The organism is Ruegeria sp. YTSA108, from assembly GCF_059610185.1.
In genome coordinates, this window is sequence record NZ_JBXWND010000010.1 from 41,838 (window position 1) to 60,779 (window position 18,942).

The 18,942-nt window shown below is 59.3% G+C and carries 17 protein-coding genes; 6 read left to right on the forward strand and 11 right to left on the reverse strand.

Annotated features, from left to right (window positions below):
* Position 1 precedes the first annotated feature (1 nt).
* The 4 genes from AC2FHW_RS14320 to AC2FHW_RS14335 all read right to left on the reverse strand — a co-directional run bounded on the left by AC2FHW_RS14320 (position 2) and on the right by AC2FHW_RS14335 (position 4,166).
* Positions 2–259 (reverse strand): hypothetical protein, encoded by a 258-nt coding sequence (locus AC2FHW_RS14320; protein WP_271950685.1) that lies wholly within the window; start codon positions 257–259, stop codon positions 2–4.
* 2 nt (positions 260–261) lie between these two features.
* Positions 262–1,248 carry a branched-chain amino acid ABC transporter permease gene (locus tag AC2FHW_RS14325; RefSeq protein ID WP_142637525.1) on the reverse strand — a complete coding sequence of 329 codons (987 nt, stop codon included), beginning with the start codon at positions 1,246–1,248 and terminating at the stop codon, positions 262–264.
* Between the two features lie 77 nt (positions 1,249–1,325).
* Entirely contained in the window at positions 1,326–2,144 is an 819-nt protein-coding gene (locus AC2FHW_RS14330; protein ID WP_142637523.1) for an ABC transporter ATP-binding protein, read from the reverse strand.
* Between the two features lie 78 nt (positions 2,145–2,222).
* A complete protein-coding gene (locus AC2FHW_RS14335) occupies positions 2,223–4,166 on the reverse strand; it encodes an AMP-binding protein (RefSeq protein ID WP_496814518.1) in 1,944 nt (647 codons plus the stop codon).
* A gap of 575 nt (positions 4,167–4,741) precedes the next feature.
* Here AC2FHW_RS14335 and nadA point away from each other — a divergent pair.
* From nadA to nadC, 3 genes are read left to right on the forward strand one after another with little or no spacing between them, the layout of a single operon-like run.
* The gene (nadA, locus tag AC2FHW_RS14340) at positions 4,742–5,794 is read left to right on the forward strand and encodes a quinolinate synthase NadA (protein ID WP_496814472.1); all 1,053 of its coding nucleotides are present in this window, start codon (positions 4,742–4,744) and stop codon (positions 5,792–5,794) included.
* Between the two features lie 6 nt (positions 5,795–5,800).
* The gene (locus tag AC2FHW_RS14345) at positions 5,801–7,369 is read left to right on the forward strand and encodes an L-aspartate oxidase (protein WP_496822109.1); all 1,569 of its coding nucleotides are present in this window, start codon (positions 5,801–5,803) and stop codon (positions 7,367–7,369) included.
* Complete coding sequence (nadC, locus tag AC2FHW_RS14350) at positions 7,366–8,220, forward strand: carboxylating nicotinate-nucleotide diphosphorylase (RefSeq protein ID WP_142637514.1); 855 nt, start codon at positions 7,366–7,368, stop codon at positions 8,218–8,220. Before AC2FHW_RS14345 ends, nadC begins: the two co-directional genes overlap by 4 nt.
* Before the next feature lie 41 nt (positions 8,221–8,261).
* Here the strand turns inward: nadC and AC2FHW_RS14355 are convergent, their stop codons facing one another.
* The 5 genes from AC2FHW_RS14355 to AC2FHW_RS14375 all read right to left on the reverse strand — a co-directional run bounded on the left by AC2FHW_RS14355 (position 8,262) and on the right by AC2FHW_RS14375 (position 12,960).
* Positions 8,262–9,236 carry a hypothetical protein gene (locus tag AC2FHW_RS14355; protein WP_496822111.1) on the reverse strand — a complete coding sequence of 325 codons (975 nt, stop codon included), beginning with the start codon at positions 9,234–9,236 and terminating at the stop codon, positions 8,262–8,264.
* Between the two features lie 91 nt (positions 9,237–9,327).
* Positions 9,328–9,780 (reverse strand): SRPBCC family protein, encoded by a 453-nt coding sequence (locus tag AC2FHW_RS14360; RefSeq protein ID WP_142637510.1) that lies wholly within the window; start codon positions 9,778–9,780, stop codon positions 9,328–9,330.
* A gap of 144 nt (positions 9,781–9,924) precedes the next feature.
* Positions 9,925–11,463: a tripartite tricarboxylate transporter permease gene (locus AC2FHW_RS14365; RefSeq protein WP_142637508.1), complete on the reverse strand. Its 1,539-nt coding sequence runs from the start codon at positions 11,461–11,463 to the stop codon at positions 9,925–9,927.
* Positions 11,464–11,473: 10 nt separating this feature from the next.
* Positions 11,474–11,905 carry a tripartite tricarboxylate transporter TctB family protein gene (locus AC2FHW_RS14370; RefSeq protein WP_281973875.1) on the reverse strand — a complete coding sequence of 144 codons (432 nt, stop codon included), beginning with the start codon at positions 11,903–11,905 and terminating at the stop codon, positions 11,474–11,476.
* Between the two features lie 86 nt (positions 11,906–11,991).
* The gene (locus tag AC2FHW_RS14375; protein ID WP_142637503.1) at positions 11,992–12,960 is read right to left on the reverse strand and encodes a Bug family tripartite tricarboxylate transporter substrate binding protein; all 969 of its coding nucleotides are present in this window, start codon (positions 12,958–12,960) and stop codon (positions 11,992–11,994) included.
* A gap of 147 nt (positions 12,961–13,107) precedes the next feature.
* Here AC2FHW_RS14375 and AC2FHW_RS14380 point away from each other — a divergent pair, with 147 nt between their 5' ends.
* Genes AC2FHW_RS14380 through AC2FHW_RS14390 form a run of 3 tightly spaced genes read left to right on the forward strand, consistent with a single transcriptional unit; the run spans position 13,108 to position 16,200 of the window.
* Positions 13,108–13,779: a response regulator transcription factor gene (locus AC2FHW_RS14380; RefSeq protein ID WP_142637501.1), complete on the forward strand. Its 672-nt coding sequence runs from the start codon at positions 13,108–13,110 to the stop codon at positions 13,777–13,779.
* A complete protein-coding gene (locus AC2FHW_RS14385) occupies positions 13,772–15,169 on the forward strand; it encodes a sensor histidine kinase (protein ID WP_496743511.1) in 1,398 nt (465 codons plus the stop codon). The genes AC2FHW_RS14380 and AC2FHW_RS14385 overlap by 8 nt, the downstream gene beginning before the upstream one ends.
* Positions 15,166–16,200 carry an ABC transporter substrate-binding protein gene (locus tag AC2FHW_RS14390; RefSeq protein WP_142637498.1) on the forward strand — a complete coding sequence of 345 codons (1,035 nt, stop codon included), beginning with the start codon at positions 15,166–15,168 and terminating at the stop codon, positions 16,198–16,200. Before AC2FHW_RS14385 ends, AC2FHW_RS14390 begins: the two co-directional genes overlap by 4 nt.
* Here AC2FHW_RS14390 and AC2FHW_RS14395 read toward each other — a convergent pair.
* A complete protein-coding gene (locus tag AC2FHW_RS14395; protein WP_271950672.1) occupies positions 16,197–17,693 on the reverse strand; it encodes a heme biosynthesis protein HemY in 1,497 nt (498 codons plus the stop codon). The two genes, AC2FHW_RS14390 and AC2FHW_RS14395, sit on opposite strands and share 4 nt — an antisense overlap.
* Before the next feature lie 10 nt (positions 17,694–17,703).
* On the reverse strand, positions 17,704–18,912 hold the full coding sequence (locus AC2FHW_RS14400) for a COG4223 family protein (protein ID WP_496822113.1): 1,209 nt from the start codon (positions 18,910–18,912) through the stop codon (positions 17,704–17,706).
* Positions 18,913–18,942 lie beyond the last annotated feature (30 nt).

The window sequence follows — 18,942 nt, forward strand, 5'->3', positions numbered from 1 at the left end:
CTTACTTTCCCCATTCTTCCTGCGCCCGGTCGCGGGCAGCAGTGTTCAGTTGGCTGGAGCCTTTGGCATATCCGCTCGCCTCTGAGGCGCGCACAAGTTTCATGTAGGCCATGACACCCGTGACCAACCCGGCAAAAGCCAGGATCGCGGCGATCGTCAGTTGGCTGTCGGTCAGATCGTCCGAGGTCAGGGCGATATACCCAAACGCCCAGAACCCGGCCCATGCGATCACGTTGAGAATGGCGATGAGCTTGGTCATGACTACACCCTTTCGATGATCTTCTCGCCGAACAGGCCCTGCGGCCGGAACACAAGGAAGATCAGCGCAAGCACGTAGGCAAACCAGTTCTCGGTCGCACCGCCAACCATCGGGCCAATGGCGAACTCGAACAGTTTCTCACCCACACCGATGATCAACCCTCCGACGATGGCTCCGGGGATCGAGGTAAACCCGCCCAGCATCAGCACCGGCAACGCTTTGAGCGCGATCAGCGACAGTGAGAACTGCACACCAGACTTGGTGCCCCACATGATGCCCGCGACCAGCGCTACAAACCCGGCCACAGACCAGACCATGATCCAGATGAAATTCAACGAAATCCCCACCGACAGCGCCGCCTGATGGTCATCCGCCACAGCGCGCATCGCCCGGCCCTGCTTGGTATATTGGCTGAACACAACCAGCGCTGCCACCAGCAGCGCCGCAATTACCGTTGCCACAATGTCCAGATTGTCGATGAAGAACCCATAGCCGAAGACGTTAAAGGTCGCTTCATCGAGCCAGAGGTTGATGCCCTGCGGCAGGCCTACATCCAGCGTCTTGATCTCGGACCCCCACATCAGGTCGGCCACGCCCTCAAGGAAATAGGCCAGCCCGATGGTGGCCATGAACAGGATGATCGGCTCTTGGCCAACCAGATGGCGCATCACGAACCGCTGCACCGCCCAAGCCAGCAGAACCATCACCGCCATAGTCAGAATAATCGCCAGCAGCGCAGGGACACTCCAGCCAAAGTAATGGATATGCGTCCCGAAAGTCGCATTGATCAGATGTGCAAACGGCACCTGCCCGTTCATGATTCCGACCAGAGTCATCGCGGCAAACAGGGCCATAACCCCTTGCGCATAATTGAAAATCCCTGACGCCTTGTAGATCAGCACAAAGCCCAGCGCGACCAGCGCATAGAGCACCCCGGCCATAAGACCGTTGAGGATGACTTCCATCGCAAATACGAGTTGTTCAGGCATCCTATGTCCTCCGAACAGATTTCATCTGGCGCGTCATCCCGGAAAATTCGTCGAATTTTCTCAGCCCGTTCCGTAGATCAGTCATGGCTCACCCCCAGATAGGCATCGATGACTTCCTGATTGTTGCGCACCTCATCAGGCGTGCCGTCGCCGATCTTCTTGCCGTAATCCATCACGACCACCCGATCGCTCAGATCCATCACCACGCCCATGTCATGTTCGATCAGGGCGATCGTGGTGCCGAATTCATCATTCACGTCGAGGATAAAGCGGCTCATGTCCTCTTTCTCTTCAACATTCATCCCGGCCATCGGCTCATCCAGCAGCAACAGCTTGGGTTCAGCGGCCAGCGCCCGGGCCAGTTCGACACGCTTTTTCAAGCCGTAGGGCAGGCGTGAAACGGGCGTCTTGCGGATATGCTGGATTTCGAGAAAGTCGATGATCCGTTCGACCGCCTCGCGGTTTTCGGTCTCTTCGGCCTCGGCCTTACCCTTCCACCAAGCCTGCTGCAGGATATTGGTCTTCATATAGTTCAGGCGCCCGGTCATGACGTTGTCCAAAACGCTCATCCCTTCGAACAGGGCGATGTTCTGGAATGTTCGTGCAATCCCCTGCCGCGCGACCTCATAGGGCCGCATTGGAGGGCGCTTGGCCCCGTGAAACCAGACCTCGCCCTCTTGTGGGACATAGAACCCCGAGATTACGTTCAACATCGAGGACTTACCCGCCCCGTTTGGACCGATAATGGCGCGGATCTCACCCTCACGGATGTCGAACGAGATATCCTTGATCGCCACCACACCGCCAAAGCGCAGAGTGATGTTCTTCATCTCCATCACGACGCCGCCGATCTTGCGGCCGTCTTCGGTGACATATCCTTCGGAACTATCCAACATCAGCCCCTCCTTGACTTACGCAATACACGGAATGGCGGGCGGGCGATGACCATAGGTCGAGCGGCGCAGGACCGGACTTCATTCCGCCGCTACCTTGTGTTGCGTGACCGTTACAACCGGCGCATCCACGATCTCAAGTGTGGCACTGATCGAGCCCTTGCGGCCGTCCTCATAGGTCACCTCGGTCGTGGTCGAAACGCTTGAAGACCCGTCGTAAAGGGCGGTGATGATGTCGTGGAATTTCTCTTCGACAAAGCCCCGGCGCACTTTGCGGGTTCGGGTCATCTCACCGTCATCCGCATCCAGTTCCTTGTGCAGCACCACAAAGCGATGCACCTGACAGCCCGACAGCATTTCATCGGCGGCGACCGATTTGTTGACCGCTTCCACATGGGACTTGATTGTCTCTAACACTTGCGGATGTGCCGTTAGTTCCTGATAGGACCCATAGGCGACGTTGTTGCGCTCGGCCCAGTTCCCCACGGCGGTAAGGTCGATATTGATGAACGCCACGCAGCGATCCTTGCCATTGCCGAACAGCACGACCTCAAGAATATCGGGATAGAACTTCAGCTTGTTCTCAACATATTTCGGCGCAAACATCGAGCCATCGACCATTTTTCCGACGTCCTTGGCGCGGTCGATGATCCGCAGATGACCGCTGCTTTCCTCAATGAACCCGGCATCACCCGTGGCCACCCAACCCTCGGCATCCTTGGTCGAGGCGGTCGAGTCCGGGTTGTTGTAATATTCGACAAACACACCTGGCGAGCGATAGTAGATCTCGCCCGTTTCGGCGATCTTCAGCTCGACATCTGGCGCGGGCACACCAACCGTATCGGCGCGCACCTCGCCATCGGGCTGCACGGTGATGAAGACCGTCGCCTCGGTTTGCCCATAAAGCTGCTTCAGGTTAATCCCCAGCGAGCGGTAGAAATCGAAAATCTCAGGCCCGATCGCCTCGCCTGCCGTATAACCGACCCGGAACCGGCCATACCCCAGCGTATCCTTCAGCGGCCCATAGACCAGCAGATTGCCCAGCGCGTATTTGATCCGATCACCAAACCCAACCGCTTTGCCATCCAGCAGTAACCCACCCACCTTTTTGGCATGGGCCATAAAATGGTGGAACATACGCTGCTTCAGCTTGCCCGCATCTTCCATCCGGATCATGACGTTGGTCAGCTGCGTTTCAAATACCCGCGGCGGGGCAAAGAAATAGGTCGGACCGATCTCGCGCAGGTCGGTTATCATCGTGTCAGCGCTTTCGGGGCAGTTTACACAGAACCCGCACCAATAGGCCTGACCGATGGAAAAGATGAAATCACCCACCCAAGCCATCGGCAGATAGGACAGAATGTCCTCATTCCGGGTCAGGTGGTCAAACTCTGCAGAATTCTTGGCGCTTTCGATCACATTGCGGTTCGATAGCACCACGCCTTTCGGCTTGCCTGTGGTGCCCGAGGTATACAGCATCACACAAGTGTCGTCATAGGTGATCGCAGCGATACGCGCGTCCAGCTCGGCATCAAAGCGAGCATGACCTGCGCTGCCTTCGGCCTTGATGTCGTCCAGCGCGTTCATCTGGGAATGATCATATTTCCGCATCCCACGCTTGTCAGTGTAGAGGATGTGTTTGATCTGGTGAACTTTTTCCTGAATCTCGATGACCTTATCGACCTGTTCCTGGTCACCGCAGACGACATATTTCGCACCGCAATGTTCCATCACATATGTCATCTCTTCGGCGACCGCGTCCTGATAGAGCGGCACCGGAATCGCACCCACCATTTGGGCCGCAACCATCGACCAGTAATGCGCCGGGCGGTTCCGGCCTATGACGGCGATATGGTCGCCCTTCTCAACGCCAATCTCAAGAAACCCCAGCGCAATGGCGCGGATTTCCTTGGCCGCCTCGGCCCAGGTCCAGCATTGCCAGATCCCGAATTCCTTTTCGCGATAGGCCGGGGCATCCCCGAACTGAGTCACATTGCGGTGTAGCAGCGCCGGAAGAGACTGCATCCCTTCAGCGCCTGACTGCGTCTGAGTCAATCTTTTTCTCCTCCCCACCCGGCCCCTACCCGGGCCGGAAATGGCGGGTCCGGGTCTGGCCCGGACGCCAACGCCCCGATTAAGGGACGTCGACACGATCAGCGTCAAGTTTTGCCTGATGTTTTCTCAATTCTTACGAAATGTAACAAGTTGGGCCGTGCCGCCCGGGTCATACACCTCGTCAGAGACCCGACCCGAGATGACCACAAACTGTTCCGCGAACTGCAAATTTGCAGCAGGTAAGCGCATTCATCCACGTATACCGGTATTGGCTTGGGGTTTTGTATGTTTACCGCGCCTGGAATTCACCGTATGCATCCCGCAACTGAGTAGGATATTCAGAGCGGTTTTTCATGCCGATTTGCTATGCATGTGTATCGACCGAAGGCATCGGTTATGCGGAATGATCCAGATCGCATGACCAAAACCGCTCGAATTGTGCGATCAGAGGCGTGCGCCTTTGAAATCAACCGTTTTCTTGGACGGTCGGGCAGCACGAATTCCGACCCCTTTCCCACCCCAATACGCAAGGCAGGACTGCCGAGATGAATGTCACTCACCAGAGCATCACCAATGTGCTTTCACAGCATTATGACCTGACACCTTCGACCGAATTGGTTGAGGAAATGCAGGAGACCTATGTCCGGATGGACCGGGTGGTGACGCCGCCGGATTTCGCGATCTATGCGCCCTATATCAAGGCGATCAATGCGCTTAAAAAAGAGCGGAACGCGGTCATTCTGGGCCATAACTACATGACGCCTGAAATTTTCCATGGCGTGTCGGATTTTGTGGGTGACAGTCTGCAACTGGCGATGAAGGCCAGCGACGTCGAAGCCGACGTGATCGTACAGGCGGGCGTGCATTTCATGGCCGAAACCTCGAAAATCCTGAGCCCCGAGAAAATCGTGCTGATGCCGGACATGGCCGCAGGCTGTTCGCTGGCCGAAAGCATCACCGCCGAGGGAATCGACGAGATGCGCGCCAAATACCCCGGCGCGCCGGTCGTCTCCTATGTGAACACCACCGCCGAGGTGAAAGCCGCGTCCGATATCTGCTGTACATCGTCCAACGCCGTTCAGATCGTCGATGCGATGGAATCCGACACCGTCATCATGACGCCGGATCAATATCTGGCGCAGAACGTGGCAAATGAAAGCCGCAAGAACATCGTGTACTGGCCGGGCTCGTGCATCGTGCATGAACAATACACCGCCCAGGACCTGCGCGATTTTCGCAAATGGAATCCGGGCACACGGTTGATTGCCCACCCGGAATGCCCGCCCGAAGTGGTGGCCGAGGCCGATTTCTCTGGCTCGACCAGCGGGATCATTAAGTATGTCAGCACCGAAAAGCCCGAAAAGGCGATGCTGATCACCGAATGCTCGATGGCCTCGAACATCGCCGATGAACTGCCCGAGGTCGACTTTGTCGGCCCCTGCAACATGTGCCCCTACATGAAGAAGATCACGCTGCAAAAAATCCTCTATGTGCTGCACACGATGGAAGGTCAGGTCGAGGTTGACGCCGAGATCGCGGAAAAAGCGCGCCATTCGGTGCAGGCGATGATCGACCTGTCGCGAAAGCTGGGTCTCTGATCCGAGATGGAAACCCTCACCACCGACCGCGTTATCATCGTGGGCGCCGGGCTGGGCGCGCTCTATGCTGCGCTGAAACTGGCCCCGCATCCGGTGGTGATGATCTCTCCTGAAGCGTTGGGCGAGGGTGCTAGTTCTGCCTGGGCGCAGGGGGGAGTGGCTGCGGCGATGGACGCTGATGACAGCCCGGAAAGCCACGCGGACGACACCGTGAATGCCGGTGCGGGCACCGTTGATCCGCAGGTGGCTGAATTGGTGACGCGTCAGGCGCGCGACTATATTCTGGACCTGACCACGCTGGGCACGCCTTTCGACCGGACCGCGGGCGGCGATTACGTGCTGTCGCGCGAGGCCGCGCACAGCTTTGCCCGTGTCGTCCGGGTCAAGGGCGATCAGGCAGGCGCGCAGATCATGGCCGCCCTGATCGAACAGGTGCACGAAACCCCGTCGATCCAGGTTCTGGAGGGCACCATGGCCCTTGGGCTGGACTTCGAAGACGGGCGCGTTACCGGCGTCAGCATTCAGCGTGCGGATAATGGCGGGTCAGCCCCGGTGATGCTGCGCGGGGCTGCGGTTTTGCTGGCCGGGGGCGGGTCCGGTGGGCTCTATGCGCTGACCACCAACCCGCCGCGTATCCGTGGGCAGGTCATCGGTATGGCTGCGCGCGCGGGGGCGCTGATTTCGGATGCCGAATTTGTGCAGTTTCACCCCACCGCCATGGATGTCGGCGAAGACCCTGCGCCGCTGGCAACCGAAGCGCTGCGCGGTGAAGGCGCCATTCTGGTCAACCGTCATGGCGCGCGGTTCATGCAGGCCATCCACCCGGATGCCGAGCTTGCCCCGCGCGACGTCGTCGCCCGCGCCATCTATGCTCAGGTTCAGGCGGGCAACCGCCCCATGCTGGACACGCGCGAGGTTCTGGGCGAGGAGATCAAGGCTCAGTTCCCCTCGGTCGCGGAATATTGCGCCCGCAATGGAATCGACCCGGCGCAGGAGCCCATCCCCGTCGCCCCCGCAGCGCATTACCACATGGGTGGCATCGCGACCGACACCAGCGGATGCGCCAGTATCGACGGCTTATGGGTCTGCGGTGAGGCATCCTCGACCGGGTTGCACGGCGCCAACCGTCTGGCCTCGAACGGTCTGCTTGAGGCGCTGGTCTACGCCCGCATCTGCGCGGAAGGCATCGCCCGGACCCTGCCAACACCTAGCGCGACGCCGCCGCTGGAAATCACCTTTCAGGACGGCGGCACCCCATCTGACCCTGCCGCCGTGACAGAGCTGCGCCAGACCATGACCCGCTATGTTGGCGTTATCCGTGATCGCAAGGGCCTGATCAAAGCGCTTGGTATCATCGCGCGGCTAGAGGCAGCAAACAGCGACAACCCGTCTTTCCTGAACATGTGCGCCACCGCCACTTTAATCGCGGCGGGCGCTTTGGCGCGCGAAGAAAGCCGCGGCGCGCATGAACGATCCGATTTCCCCGACCCCTCGGCCGGACCCGGCAAACGATCCGAGATGTACCTTTCCCAAGCACTCGCCATCCGCGCGCAGGCCTGCAAGGAGCAATCATGAGCTTCTCTACCGTTCCCGATCTTGTCCTTGAACCGATGATCCGCATTGCCCTGATGGAAGATCTTGGCAGCTATGGCGACGTCACCACCCGCGCGGTGATCCCGGCGGATACCACCTATGATGCTTGCCTGAACGCGCGCGAGGATGCGGTCGTGTCCGGCATGCAAGTCGCGGCGCTGGCGTTTCGCCTGATCGACCCTTCATTGGACATCACCACGCATATTGCCGATGGCCAACCCTGTAAGGCAGGCGATACGCTGATGACCATCAAGGGATCGGCCGCCTCAATCCTGTCGGGCGAACGGGTGGCCCTGAACTTTGCCGGTCGCCTGACCGGGATCGCCACAAAGACCGCCGGCTTCGTGGCTGAAACTAAAGGCACAAATGCCCGCGTCACCTGCACCCGCAAAACAACCCCCGGCCTGCGTCTGGTTGAAAAACTGGCCGTGCTGCATGGCGGCGGGTTCAACCACCGATACTCTCTGTCAGATGCGATCCTGATCAAGGACAACCACATCGCAGCCGCTGGCGGGGTGCGTCAGGTGCTGGAGGCCACCAAGGCCCATGCCAGCCACATGATGGCCGTCGAGATCGAGGTCGACCGTCTGGACCAACTGGCCCAAGTGCTTGAGGTCGGAGGCGCCTCGGTCGTCCTGTTAGACAATATGGACAATGACATGCTGCGCGAGGCGGTGGCGATGGTGGATGGCAGGCTCAAGACCGAAGCCTCGGGCAATGTGAAGCTGGATCGCATCGCCTCAATCGCGGCAACGGGTGTTGACTATATCTCTTCAGGTGCATTGACCCATTCGGCGCGCACCGTGGATTTGGGATTGGACTTTCCGGTCTAGACCACGGTCGCGCGTCAGCACTGGCACATGGGCTACAGCTGCTAACCCTGTGCAGAAAGCTCCACCATTTCCCTGTGCCGGTCCCGCGCCTGCCCCTGTACACGCTTGACGAAGGGCTGAGGCAGCTCCGGGCCAAGGCGCGTCCCATATTTTTCGCAGGATTTATCACCGATCAGCTCAGCGAACCTGACCCATGTCCGAAAGGCAAAAACGTCCCGCAAGCTGAGGATCGGTTTGGAATTGCTTGGTCTTTCCGGGGCAGGCATCGGAATGTCCGTGAAATACGCCTCTTCGATCCCGCTCCAATCGGATGGTGTTTCAAAGTCGTCCCCCGCACCATCGGAATACTTAAACGCGGGGTATTCCATACTGTATTCAGAACATCCGTGGGATATTTTTGAGTGAACCCCAGTGATCTCAAATTCCGCCTGTGCGGCACGGAAAATCGCAAGACACTCTTTCGCCTCTGCGATCGACTCACAATAGATATACGCCTTATAGGGAAACTTGACCGCTTCGCGCAGCTCGATCATGCTTTTTCTGGCATTGTCCCTGGGCAGCTGCAGGTTGAGCAGCAAGAAATAGACCTGAAACATCCCCTCAAGGTTCTCAGGCAGGATCTGCACCTTGTAGCACTCGTGGCACAGTCCACAAATCACCTTGGTTTCTTCAAAGAAATTCAGGCGTTGGCCGCAATTCCCATGCTCGCCATTGATGGTGATGGTTTGACCCACATAGATCTGGGCGATGGGCACGGCCAACTGGATTTTCTGTGTGTCCAGGGCTTTCATCCAACCAGAATAGGCGGCGGTCTGCCGTCCGGTGTCGACCAGGGCTGCCTGCCAGCCCTTTTTCAACCCGCCCGTCACCTCAAGCTGCGCTTTGCTGTAGGCGCCCAGATGCTGTTTCGGTAGGTTGGAGTATTCCAGCATCGTCACAAGCTGCCGGATGGCCTGTCGGTCATTGGGCTTGAGTGAAACCCGCTTCTCAAGACGTTCCAGCTGCGCGTAATCCATCACTCTGGCCTCCTGCTTCGGGTTTGGCCCGCCAGTTTTTCTTGTGATTGCGCCGAATGAGGTCGCCGTCAACTGAAATGCGCGAAACTGGCTAGCTGCCGGATTGTTCTGAGACGATCTCTCCGAGCCGGGTAAAGAATTTCCCCGACAGTTTCTTGGCAGTCCCGGCAATCAAACGGCTGCCAAGCTGGGCGATCTTGCCGCCGACATCCACCTTAGCAGTATAGGCAAGAACCGTCTCGGACCCGTCTTCGGTCAGGGTCACATCGGCACCGCCCTTGGCAAACCCCGCAGCCCCGCCCTTGCCCTCGCCCTGCAGCGAAAATCCGTCCGGTGCCTTGGATTTATCCAGCGTGACCTGACCCGCGAACCGCGCTTTCACCGGACCGATTTTCAGAACCACCTTTGCCTCAAGGTCTTGCGGCGAAGATTGGGTCAGCTCTTCGCAGCCGGGGATACATTCCTGCAGGATATCGGGGTTGTTCAGCGCCTCATACACCACGTCCCGCGGGGCAGCGATGCGGATTTCGTCACTGAGTTCCATTCTGGCATCCTTCGCACAACAGCTTTGTGCCTATCAATAACGCGGTTTTTGCCAAATGTTTCAATTTTTTGTTTCAGATCAGGATACGCGACCCCAAATCTTACCTAATCGGGCGCCACCGGTTTGCGGTGACGCCCAATGCGGTCAGTCGCTGATCGCGCCCTCTTCGTCGCGGCGCTGATGCATCTTGGCTTTGACACGCGCGCCTACGATCAGAGGCAGAACAAATCCGATCAGGGCAATGGACCACAAGCCGATGGCCAGCGGGCTGTCAACCAGCGTCCACCAGTTGCCATTGTCGATGGTGACTGCGCGGCGCAAGTTATTCTCCATCGAGTTGCCCAGCAGCGTGCCCAGAATGATCGGCACCAGCGGCACGTCCAGCTTGCGCAGAACCCAGCCCATGACACCGAACCCAATCATCACCAGTAGATCAAAGCTGGACCCCGAGATGCCGTAAATACCCACAAAGCTGACCATCGCCACGACGGGCATCAGGATACGCGAGGGCACCATCAGGACGCGGGTGAACAGGCCCACCATCGGGATATTCATCGCGAGCAACATAAAGTTGGCAATGAACAGTGCCGCAATCAGGCCCCAGACCACATCCGGGTTCTGGGTGAACAGCAGCGGTCCGGGCGTGATATTCAGCGCCAACAGAACCGCCAGCAGCACGGCGGTGGTCCCTGACCCCGGCACGCCCAGCGCCAGCATCGGCACCAAGGCCCCCCCGGCGGCGGCGTTGTTGCCGGCCTCGGGCGCGGCGACGCCACGCGGATCACCGGTGCCAAATGTGTTGTCCTTGTCGACCAGCCGTTTCTCCATCGAATAGGAAATAAACGAGCCCAAAGACGCCCCGGCCCCCGGCAGAACCCCCGCCAGAAAGCCCAGGAATGAGGTGCGCAGCATGGTCGGCATGCATTGCTTGATCATTGACATCGGCGGGTAAAGCCGCCCGATATTCAACTTGCGCCCAGCGGCATCCGACCCGCCATGACGGTTTTCCAGAAAGATGAACACTTCGGACAGGGCAAACAGGCCGACAATGGCGACAAGGAAATCCAGCCCATCATACAGGTGCACCTCACCAAAGGTGAACCGCGGTACGCCGGTCTGGGTATCGACACCAATGGTCGCCAACCCAAGGCCCAGCGCAGCGGCAAAAGCCGATTTCGCCTGATTGGTCGAGGACACGCCGCCCAGCGTCATGAAGGCCAGCGCGAACAGGGCGAAATACTCAGCCGGTCCAAACAGCAGCGCGATCTTGACCAGCTGCGGCGCCAGAAAGATCAGGCCCCATGTGGCCAGAAACGCACCAATGAATGAGGCGATACCGGACAGCGAGAGCGCCTCGCCCGCAAGGCCTTTTTTGGCCATCGGATGCCCGTCCAAGCAGGTCATCATCGCAGGCTCGTCCCCAGGGATGTTCAGCAAGATCGACGAGATTCTCCCGCCATACATTGCCCCATAATAAACACTGGTCAGCAGGATCAGAGACGGCGTCGCGCCCAGCCCCAGCGTGAACGCAAGAGGAATCAGAATGGCCACGCCGTTCGACGGGCCCAGACCGGGCAACGCGCCCATGATCGTGCCCAGAAAACAACCCAACAGGGCCAGCAACAAGTTTTGCCATGTTAGCGCGATAGCGAATCCATCGCCAAGGGATGCAAGAGTTTCCATGACGTTCCCCTTAGAAACCCAATGGTCCGCGAGCCAGTGACAGGCCCAGAACCAGATGGAAGATGACGTAGATACCGACAGAAGTACCGATTCCGACCATTACGCTTTCGATCGGACCAGATCCCAGCCGCCAGGCCAGGTAAGCCGCAGCAAAGGCGGTAGAGATTACAAATCCCAGAACCGGCAACAGCTCGGCATAGAAGATCATCACGACTACAGCGGCGCCGACTTCGACCAGCCGGCCCAGCGCGGGCCACTCGGGCTCGGCATCCGGGCGCAACGCGATGACCGCGCTGGACAGGCCAAGGATGGCGGCGACAATCAGTGGAAAGGCCTTGGGGCCAACCGCGTCTGACAGAAAGCTCTCTTCAATCGCCAGCGCTGACAGGGCAAAGCCGATGGCAAGAAGAATGCCGAAGACCCCGAATATGCGATCACTCATGGGTATCTCCTATGTAAGGGAAGTATGGGCCTGGTCGGGGTGCCGCGCGCCCGGCGCGACACCCCGCTCTCAGGTGAGTGCTGGTCTTATTTGATGATACCGATCTCTTTCGAGATGGTCTGGATCTGACCCACGGATTGCGCAACAAAATCCTGGAAAGCTGCGCCTTGCAGGTCCAGCGGGGCCAGACCATTGGCGGCCATGACCTCTTTCCATTCATCCGAGGCGTAAAGATCACCGATCTTACCGACCCAATCGCCATAGGCCTCATCGCTCATTCCGCCAGGGGCGTAGAACCCGCGCCAGTTTGCGCCGATGGCATCAATGCCCTGTTCCTTGGCCGTCGGGAAATCAGCGAATTCGCCGGGCAGACGTTCAGGCGCCAATACGGCGATGACTTTGATATCGCCCGAGTCGACAAAACCCTTGGCTTCCGAGATGTCACCGGTAAAGGCTTGAACCGAACCGGCCAACAGCTGGGTCACAGCTTCGCCGCCGCCATCAAAGGCGATGTATTTGACCGACCGTACGTCCTCGATGCCATAGGCATTGGCCGCGATCAGAACCTTCAGGTGATCCCAACCGCCCACGGCGGAACCGCCCGCCACGGACACAGACGTCGGATCGGATTTGATCTGATCCAACAGGTCGGGCAGCGTGTTAACCGCGCTATCGGCTGCAACGGCGATCACGCCATAATCCGCACCGATGGCCGCTAGCCAACGCACCTGATCCATGGTGTTGCCTGGATAGGCGCCCTGCGCCAGGCGGGTCGCCGTGGCTGCGCTGGCCGCTACGATCAGCTCATTATCCTCGCCGCGCTTGTTGACGACCTCGGCAAAGGCAACACCGCCACCGCCGCCGGCCAGGTTCACAACCTGCATGGTCTGGTCGATCAGACCCAGATCCTGCAGAGATTTACCGACCTGACGGCAGGTGAAATCCCAACCGCCGCCGGGGTTGGCCGGGGCAATACATTCCTGTGCGCTGGCGCTCACGCCGGACAGGGCAAAAACAGCAGCCGCAATCGCGCCGCTTGTTCCAAACAGTTTCATTCGTGTCTCCTCCTCTGGTCTTTTTGGGCTGCGTCCTGCAACCGAAACCTGTTCCTGCAAGGGACTGTCCTTGCGGGCTGGTACTGTTTACAGAATAATGCTGTCACGAACCTGTCACAGAAATTCAGGGCAGGGCGCGGGGGGACAATGCGCGTATTGATGATCGAGGATGCCGTAGATCTGGCCGAAGGCGTAATAGCTCATCTAGCGCGGTCGGGCGTTGTCTGCGATCTGGCGACCACTGTCGAATCCGCAGGTGATTTCCGCGCAGTTCAAACCTATGACGCGATGCTTTTGGATATAAACCTGCCTGACGGGTCCGGCCTGAACTTTCTGGGCAAAATCCGAGACAGCGGCGACCGCACCCCAGTGCTAATGCTGACAGCACTGACTTCAGTCGAAGATCGTGTCGCCGCTTTGGACAAAGGTGCCGACGATTATTTGGGCAAGCCTTTTGACCAGCGCGAGCTTGAGGCGCGGTTGCGCGCCCTTGTCCGGCGCGATGCCGATCGCAAAAGCGAACAGATCACGCTGGGTCCGCTGATCTATGCCGCCAAGGATCGCAGCGCCACGCTGAACGGTAAACGCCTGAACCTAACCGCGCGCGAGGCGGCGGTCCTGGACGCCCTGATCCGGCACGAAGGTCAGTATCTGTCGAAATCCCGGCTGTATAACTCGCTTTACGGGTTCGAAGACGCCGATGTGGGGGAAAACGCGATCGAGCTGTATATCGCACGGCTCCGCAAAAAATTCACCGGCAGCGCCATCAGCATTACCACCCAGCGTGGGGTGGGGTATCGGATCGGTCTGAATGACTAGGCTGCGCCTGCCCCACAGCCTGACGGCCCGCGTTCTAAGCGCGGTGGTTCTGATCCTGGTTCTGGGCGGGTTTCTGGTTGGCCTGTCGATCTGGGCCAATGGTCGCCTTGCTGCGCGGCAGGCCTATGACCGGCTGCTGCTGGGCGCGGCCAGTGACATTGCCGAATCCGTTCGCATTCAAGATGGCCAACCCTTTGTCGATCTTCCAGTCTCGGCCTTTCAACTGTTGGCACAGGCGCCTGATGACCGTATTTTCTATGCGGTTCAGGTACCGGATGGCCCGTTCATAACCGGGCTGGACCGGGACACCGTGATCGAGGTGCCGCCACAGACTGGCACTGCGCCGGTCTATTTCGCCTCTGATCTGAACGGGGAACCCGCCCGTTTCGTCCGCGTAACCCGCCTGTTTGCCGAGCGCGATTTCTCGGGCGAGGTGGAAATTCTGGTCGGCCAAACCCTGCGCGCGCGCCAATCCATGACCGTGGGCCTGATGCGCGATGCCTTGCTGCCCATGGCGGTGGCCGGGATGTTGCTGCTGATCATGTCGTGGTTTGTCACCCGCTCGGCCCTGCGCCCGCTTGAGGCGCTGTCCGATGACCTGACCCGCCGCGATCCTTATGACCTGACACCGATGGCCAGCGACGGGTTGCCACACGAGTTGCAGGTGATGCTAAGCGCGATGAACCGGTTCATGGGGCGGCTGGATCGACAAGTGGACACGATGCGCAACCTGATTGCCGACACCGCCCATCAGCTGCGCACACCCGTGGCCGCAATCCGGGTACAGGCCGAGATTGCGCAGGACGATCCCGACCTTCCAGCCCGCACGCGCGCGCTGGATCGGCTGTTGGGGCGCACCCGGTCACTGGGCACGCTGCTGGATCAGTTGCTGTCGCGCGCCATGGTGATCCACCGTATCGACAGCGCCCCGCGGCTGCCCGTCGACCTGCGCGAAGTGGCGCTGGACGTGCTGGAACACAGCGATCATGAATTGATGGCCCCCACTATCGAGGTGCGTCTGGAAATCGGCGATACGCCAGTTCTTGTGAATGGCGATGCCTTTTCGATCGGCGAAGCCGCCAAGAACCTGCTTGGCAACGCTCTGCGTCATGGCCTGCCACCCGTCCGTATTGGCGCCGCGCAAGAGGGCGCGCGCGCTGTTCTGTGGGTGCGCGATCAGGGGCCCGGGCCTGCGACCATAATCGCCGATCAGCTGGGGGACCGGTTCAATCGCAGCACAGGTTCGGGCGAGGATAGCACCGGCCTGGGCCTGTCCATCGTGAAATCCACCGCTGAGGCCTTTGACGGCCGAGTCGAGATGGGGCGGGATGAAACCGGGTTTCGCGCTGCGCTGAGTTTCCCGGCCAGAACAGATGAGAGCAGCACATGATCCGAGCCCTAGCCCTTGTAGCGCTGAGTTTGATTCCTTCGCTTTCGCGCGCCCAAGAAGCCATCGCAGAATTCGGCGCAGGTCAGGATCCGATGTTGATCCGGTCAACCACCGACATTGCGATCATCGCCCCCGTGCTCGAACGATTTACGGCGCTGAACCCCAATCTGCAGGTCACTTATGAACAATGGGGATCTAACGCTCTGTTCCAACACAGCCGCACTGTCTGTAAATCAGGTGAGAATCCTGCAGACATCGTGTTCTCATCCGCGATTCAACAGATGGTCTGGCTGGTGAATTCGGCCTGCGGACACCGGTTTCAATCCGACCTTACCAATGCCCTGCCCGCCGCGCGACGCTGGCGGGATGAGCTGTGGGGGATCACCACCGAACCCGCCGTCATCGTCTACAACAAGACCTTGTTACAGGATCAGAACGTCCCACGCAGCCGGTTCGCCCTGCTGGACATGATGCGAACCCAGCCGGATCTACTGCGTGGGCGCGTGGCAACCTATGACATCGCGGCCTCGGGTCTGGGTTATCTGTTTGCCTATGGAGACAGCCTTGAGGCCACGACTTTCGGCTCTTTGATCGAAGGTTTTGCACGTATCGACGCGGTGGCCACTTGCTGTTCTGCGGAAATCATCCGCGATGTGGCCAATGGGCGCTTTTTGATCGCCTATAACGTTTTGGGGTCTTATGTGGCCAATGCCAAGGCCCCGGGCATTGGGGTGATCCTGCCAGAAGACTATACTCTGGTCCTGTCACGTGCCCTGATGATCCCGCGCCAGGCGCGGAACAAACAAGCCGCCACGGAATTCTTGGATTTTCTCCTGTCGCCACAGGCGCAAACCCTGCTGGCAACTTCGGGTCTCGTCGCCCAGATGGACACAGCCGATACGGGGTTAACGCCCAGCGCCCGAAGGTTCATCGCCCTGTCGCCGGCTCTATTGGTGGCCAGAGATCAGAACCGACGGGCCGAGCTGTTCAAGCTGTGGAACGACGCCTTCGACGTGGAAAGTGCGCGCTAGGTCTTTTCGTCGATGGCCGGTTCGATATCAGGCCGAACCGGTTCGATCTCTGCCTCGATAACCTCAGGCTCATCGGCCTCGTCGACCTCATCCATATCGGTGTCGGCCTTGTCCTCAAGCGCGCCAACGATCAGCGGCAGCATGTGAACACCGGTGGCCGAGGCGATCTCTGGCGTTTGCGGCGTTTGCCAGCTGAGCGTGTCAAAGCTGTGGCAGTTCTGACAGACCGGACCCCATTCCGGCTGAATGTCATGGCAGTTGTCGCAGACCCATTGCGGCCCGCGCGGCGCGTTCAGCGCCTTTGCCAGCCAGCCCTGCACAACCACATCCGAGGCCCCTTCGCCACGTTCAATCGCTGCCATCAGCGTATAGGCGCGGGCATCAGCCTGTTTTTCGACCACATCCCCCAGCGCGCGGCGGGCTTCGGGGAAATCTTCGGCGACGATGTTCAACTCGGCCAGAATCAGGCAGGTTTCCGGATTCTGCGCGTGTATGCGGGTCAACGTCGCAAAGCGTTTGATGCGCTCGGCCGGTGATTCATCCGGTGCAATATCGGCAAAAGCATGGGCCAGATCGGGATGTGGCTGTGCCTCCCATGCTTTTTTCAGAATCTTCGTTGCGGCACGCGGCTTGCCTTTTTCGATATAGGCACGGGCGGCCATCGCAGCGGCCGGCACCAAATCAGGGGAAAGGCGGTTGGCCTCGATTGCCTGTTCCTGCTGTTCTACGGTCGAGCTTTCGTCCAGAATGCCCTTTGCCTCGGACAAGGCGAGCACCGCATCGCGGCGCTTGAACACATCGCGGGGCAAATGCCCGGATTTCAGCTTGGCGGTCAGCGTTGATCGCGCCCCAGCCCAATCCTGCGACTTGGTCTGCAGGCCCAGCAGGATATCTTGCGTTTCCTGATGGCGTGGCTTGATGGCCAATGCCTTTTCGGCCAGCTTCCGGGCGGTGTCATCATCGCCTTCGGCCAGCTTCTGCTTCATGATACCGCGCACCCCCACAAAACGCGTGGCATTATTCGTCACCAGTTTCTTATAGGTTTCAGATGCCTTTTGGGTATCGCCATTCATCTCGGCGGCCTGGGCCACCAGCAGGTTGGTCAGCTCGGGTTTGTTCAGCAGCTTTTCGGCCTTGGCGGCCTTGTTCATCGCGATCCGCCCCTCACCCGAGGCAAGCGCCATGATCCCATCGGTTAATGCCTGATATCCGCGCTGTTCCCGGCTGCGGTCGAAATAACGCGACAGGGCTGTTTCATCCCCATTGAGGAATTTCAGCGTGGCGATCAGCAGGGTCAGCAGCTTGAAGAACAGCCAGATCGCAATGATCATCACGCCCAGCGCAATGACCGATTGAAGCGGACCAAGCGTGTATTCCGTGCCACCCGCTGTGATCTGCACCCCGCCTTTGGTTTCCATAAGGAACCCGGCGCCAAGAGCCAGCAAGCCGACAATCGCAACAAAAACAAGGATCTTAAACAGTGACCACAGCATAGCAGGCCCCTCAGTTCGAGTTCGCGCTTGAGGCAAGCGCATTTGCAGAATCCACAGCAGAAACCCGCGTCTGGGCCGCCTGTTCCCACCCTTCAAATGCAGCTTTGGCTGCATCGGGCAGGGATTTCAGCTCATCCAGGGCAGCAGAGACATCTCCGCCCGACAAAGCGGCTTGAGCCCGCGACAGGACCGCATCGGGGCTGTCACCTTCTTGCGGGGTAACCGAACGTGCACCTGTCTGGCGCTGCAAAAACGCGACAATTCCGGTGCCCTTGTCCGCGTCCCGCGCATCGGCCAGCGCCGTGCGCGCAGCGGGCGCAAAGCTGTCCTGAAGTGCTGCAATCGTCGCGACACCTTCGGTTGCCGGTGCTGCCAGCGCCTCGGGAACGGTTACGCCTGCGGCCTTCAGTTCTGCAATCAGTTCGCCATAAGGTTGACCCGTATTCAACTGTTCATGCACCCGTGACAGAAGGGCTGCATTGGTCGCCGCCAGCGATTTTGCTGCAGCCTCGGCCTCGAGCGTCTGAGCGTCGGACACCATCTTTTCCACCTCGGCCCGTTGCGCGGCCAAAGAGTCTTGGAGTTTTTTCAGCTCGGCTTCGATGGCCGCGCCGGTTTCAGGTGAAGCGCCCTGCGTCAGCGCGCCACTTTCCAACTCGGCCAAACGGCTGGCAAGCGGATCAACCTTGTTGGTCAGATCGGATATGCTGGACTTCACCCCATCCAGATCAGCGGTGATTGGCGCGATTTGGCTGGTCAGCGCGTCAATCTTCTGGGACAGGTCCGACCCGTTGGTCAGAGACTTCGACAGTGTTGATATCTGATCGGATTGTGCGGTCAGCTTCGCCTCAAGCGCGGCGATTGCGTCGGACTCACCCGAGGAGAACGCGCCGCTTTGACCCAGAGCGAACCCGGCCGCCGCAGCAATCGCACCGCCAATCAGCGCCGGGATAAAGCCGCCGCGTTTTTCGACCGGCGGTTCTGCGACGGTCTGATCAGGCGACGTAAGAGCGGCTTCGGCTTCGGCTTCGGCTTCGGCTTCGGCTTCGGCTTCGGCTTCGGCTTCGGCTTCGGCTTCGGCTTCGGCTTCGGAACGCGTTTCTTCTACGGGGTCAGCATCGTCAACAGGTGCCTCATCCGGGGTCTGGACAATGTCCTCGACTGCGTCAGCCTTAGGGTCATCTTCCGGCTTTTGATCGGTTTTCTTCTTACCAGCCACCGCAATGTTCCCCTTTTCGAATCCAAAACA

What these genes read in the sequence shown, in the direction of transcription:
- AC2FHW_RS14385 (WP_496743511.1), top strand. Translation starts at nt 13,772, where the DNA reads ATGACTAGGCTGCGCCTGCCCCACAGCCTGACGGCCCGCGTTCTAAGC.
- AC2FHW_RS14390 (WP_142637498.1), top strand. Translation starts at nt 15,166, where the DNA reads ATGATCCGAGCCCTAGCCCTTGTAGCGCTGAGTTTGATTCCTTCGCTT.
- AC2FHW_RS14345 (WP_496822109.1), top strand. Translation starts at nt 5,801, where the DNA reads ATGGAAACCCTCACCACCGACCGCGTTATCATCGTGGGCGCCGGGCTG.
- AC2FHW_RS14375 (WP_142637503.1), bottom strand. Translation starts at nt 12,960, where the DNA reads ATGAAACTGTTTGGAACAAGCGGCGCGATTGCGGCTGCTGTTTTTGCC.
- AC2FHW_RS14335 (WP_496814518.1), bottom strand. Translation starts at nt 4,166, where the DNA reads ATGCAGTCTCTTCCGGCGCTGCTACACCGCAATGTGACTCAGTTCGGG.
- nadA (WP_496814472.1), top strand. Translation starts at nt 4,742, where the DNA reads ATGAATGTCACTCACCAGAGCATCACCAATGTGCTTTCACAGCATTAT.
- AC2FHW_RS14320 (WP_271950685.1), bottom strand. Translation starts at nt 259, where the DNA reads ATGACCAAGCTCATCGCCATTCTCAACGTGATCGCATGGGCCGGGTTC.
- AC2FHW_RS14370 (WP_281973875.1), bottom strand. Translation starts at nt 11,905, where the DNA reads ATGAGTGATCGCATATTCGGGGTCTTCGGCATTCTTCTTGCCATCGGC.
- AC2FHW_RS14380 (WP_142637501.1), top strand. Translation starts at nt 13,108, where the DNA reads ATGCGCGTATTGATGATCGAGGATGCCGTAGATCTGGCCGAAGGCGTA.
- AC2FHW_RS14365 (WP_142637508.1), bottom strand. Translation starts at nt 11,463, where the DNA reads ATGGAAACTCTTGCATCCCTTGGCGATGGATTCGCTATCGCGCTAACA.
- AC2FHW_RS14360 (WP_142637510.1), bottom strand. Translation starts at nt 9,780, where the DNA reads ATGGAACTCAGTGACGAAATCCGCATCGCTGCCCCGCGGGACGTGGTG.
- AC2FHW_RS14330 (WP_142637523.1), bottom strand. Translation starts at nt 2,144, where the DNA reads ATGTTGGATAGTTCCGAAGGATATGTCACCGAAGACGGCCGCAAGATC.
- AC2FHW_RS14395 (WP_271950672.1), bottom strand. Translation starts at nt 17,693, where the DNA reads ATGCTGTGGTCACTGTTTAAGATCCTTGTTTTTGTTGCGATTGTCGGC.
- AC2FHW_RS14325 (WP_142637525.1), bottom strand. Translation starts at nt 1,248, where the DNA reads ATGCCTGAACAACTCGTATTTGCGATGGAAGTCATCCTCAACGGTCTT.
- nadC (WP_142637514.1), top strand. Translation starts at nt 7,366, where the DNA reads ATGAGCTTCTCTACCGTTCCCGATCTTGTCCTTGAACCGATGATCCGC.
- AC2FHW_RS14355 (WP_496822111.1), bottom strand. Translation starts at nt 9,236, where the DNA reads ATGGATTACGCGCAGCTGGAACGTCTTGAGAAGCGGGTTTCACTCAAG.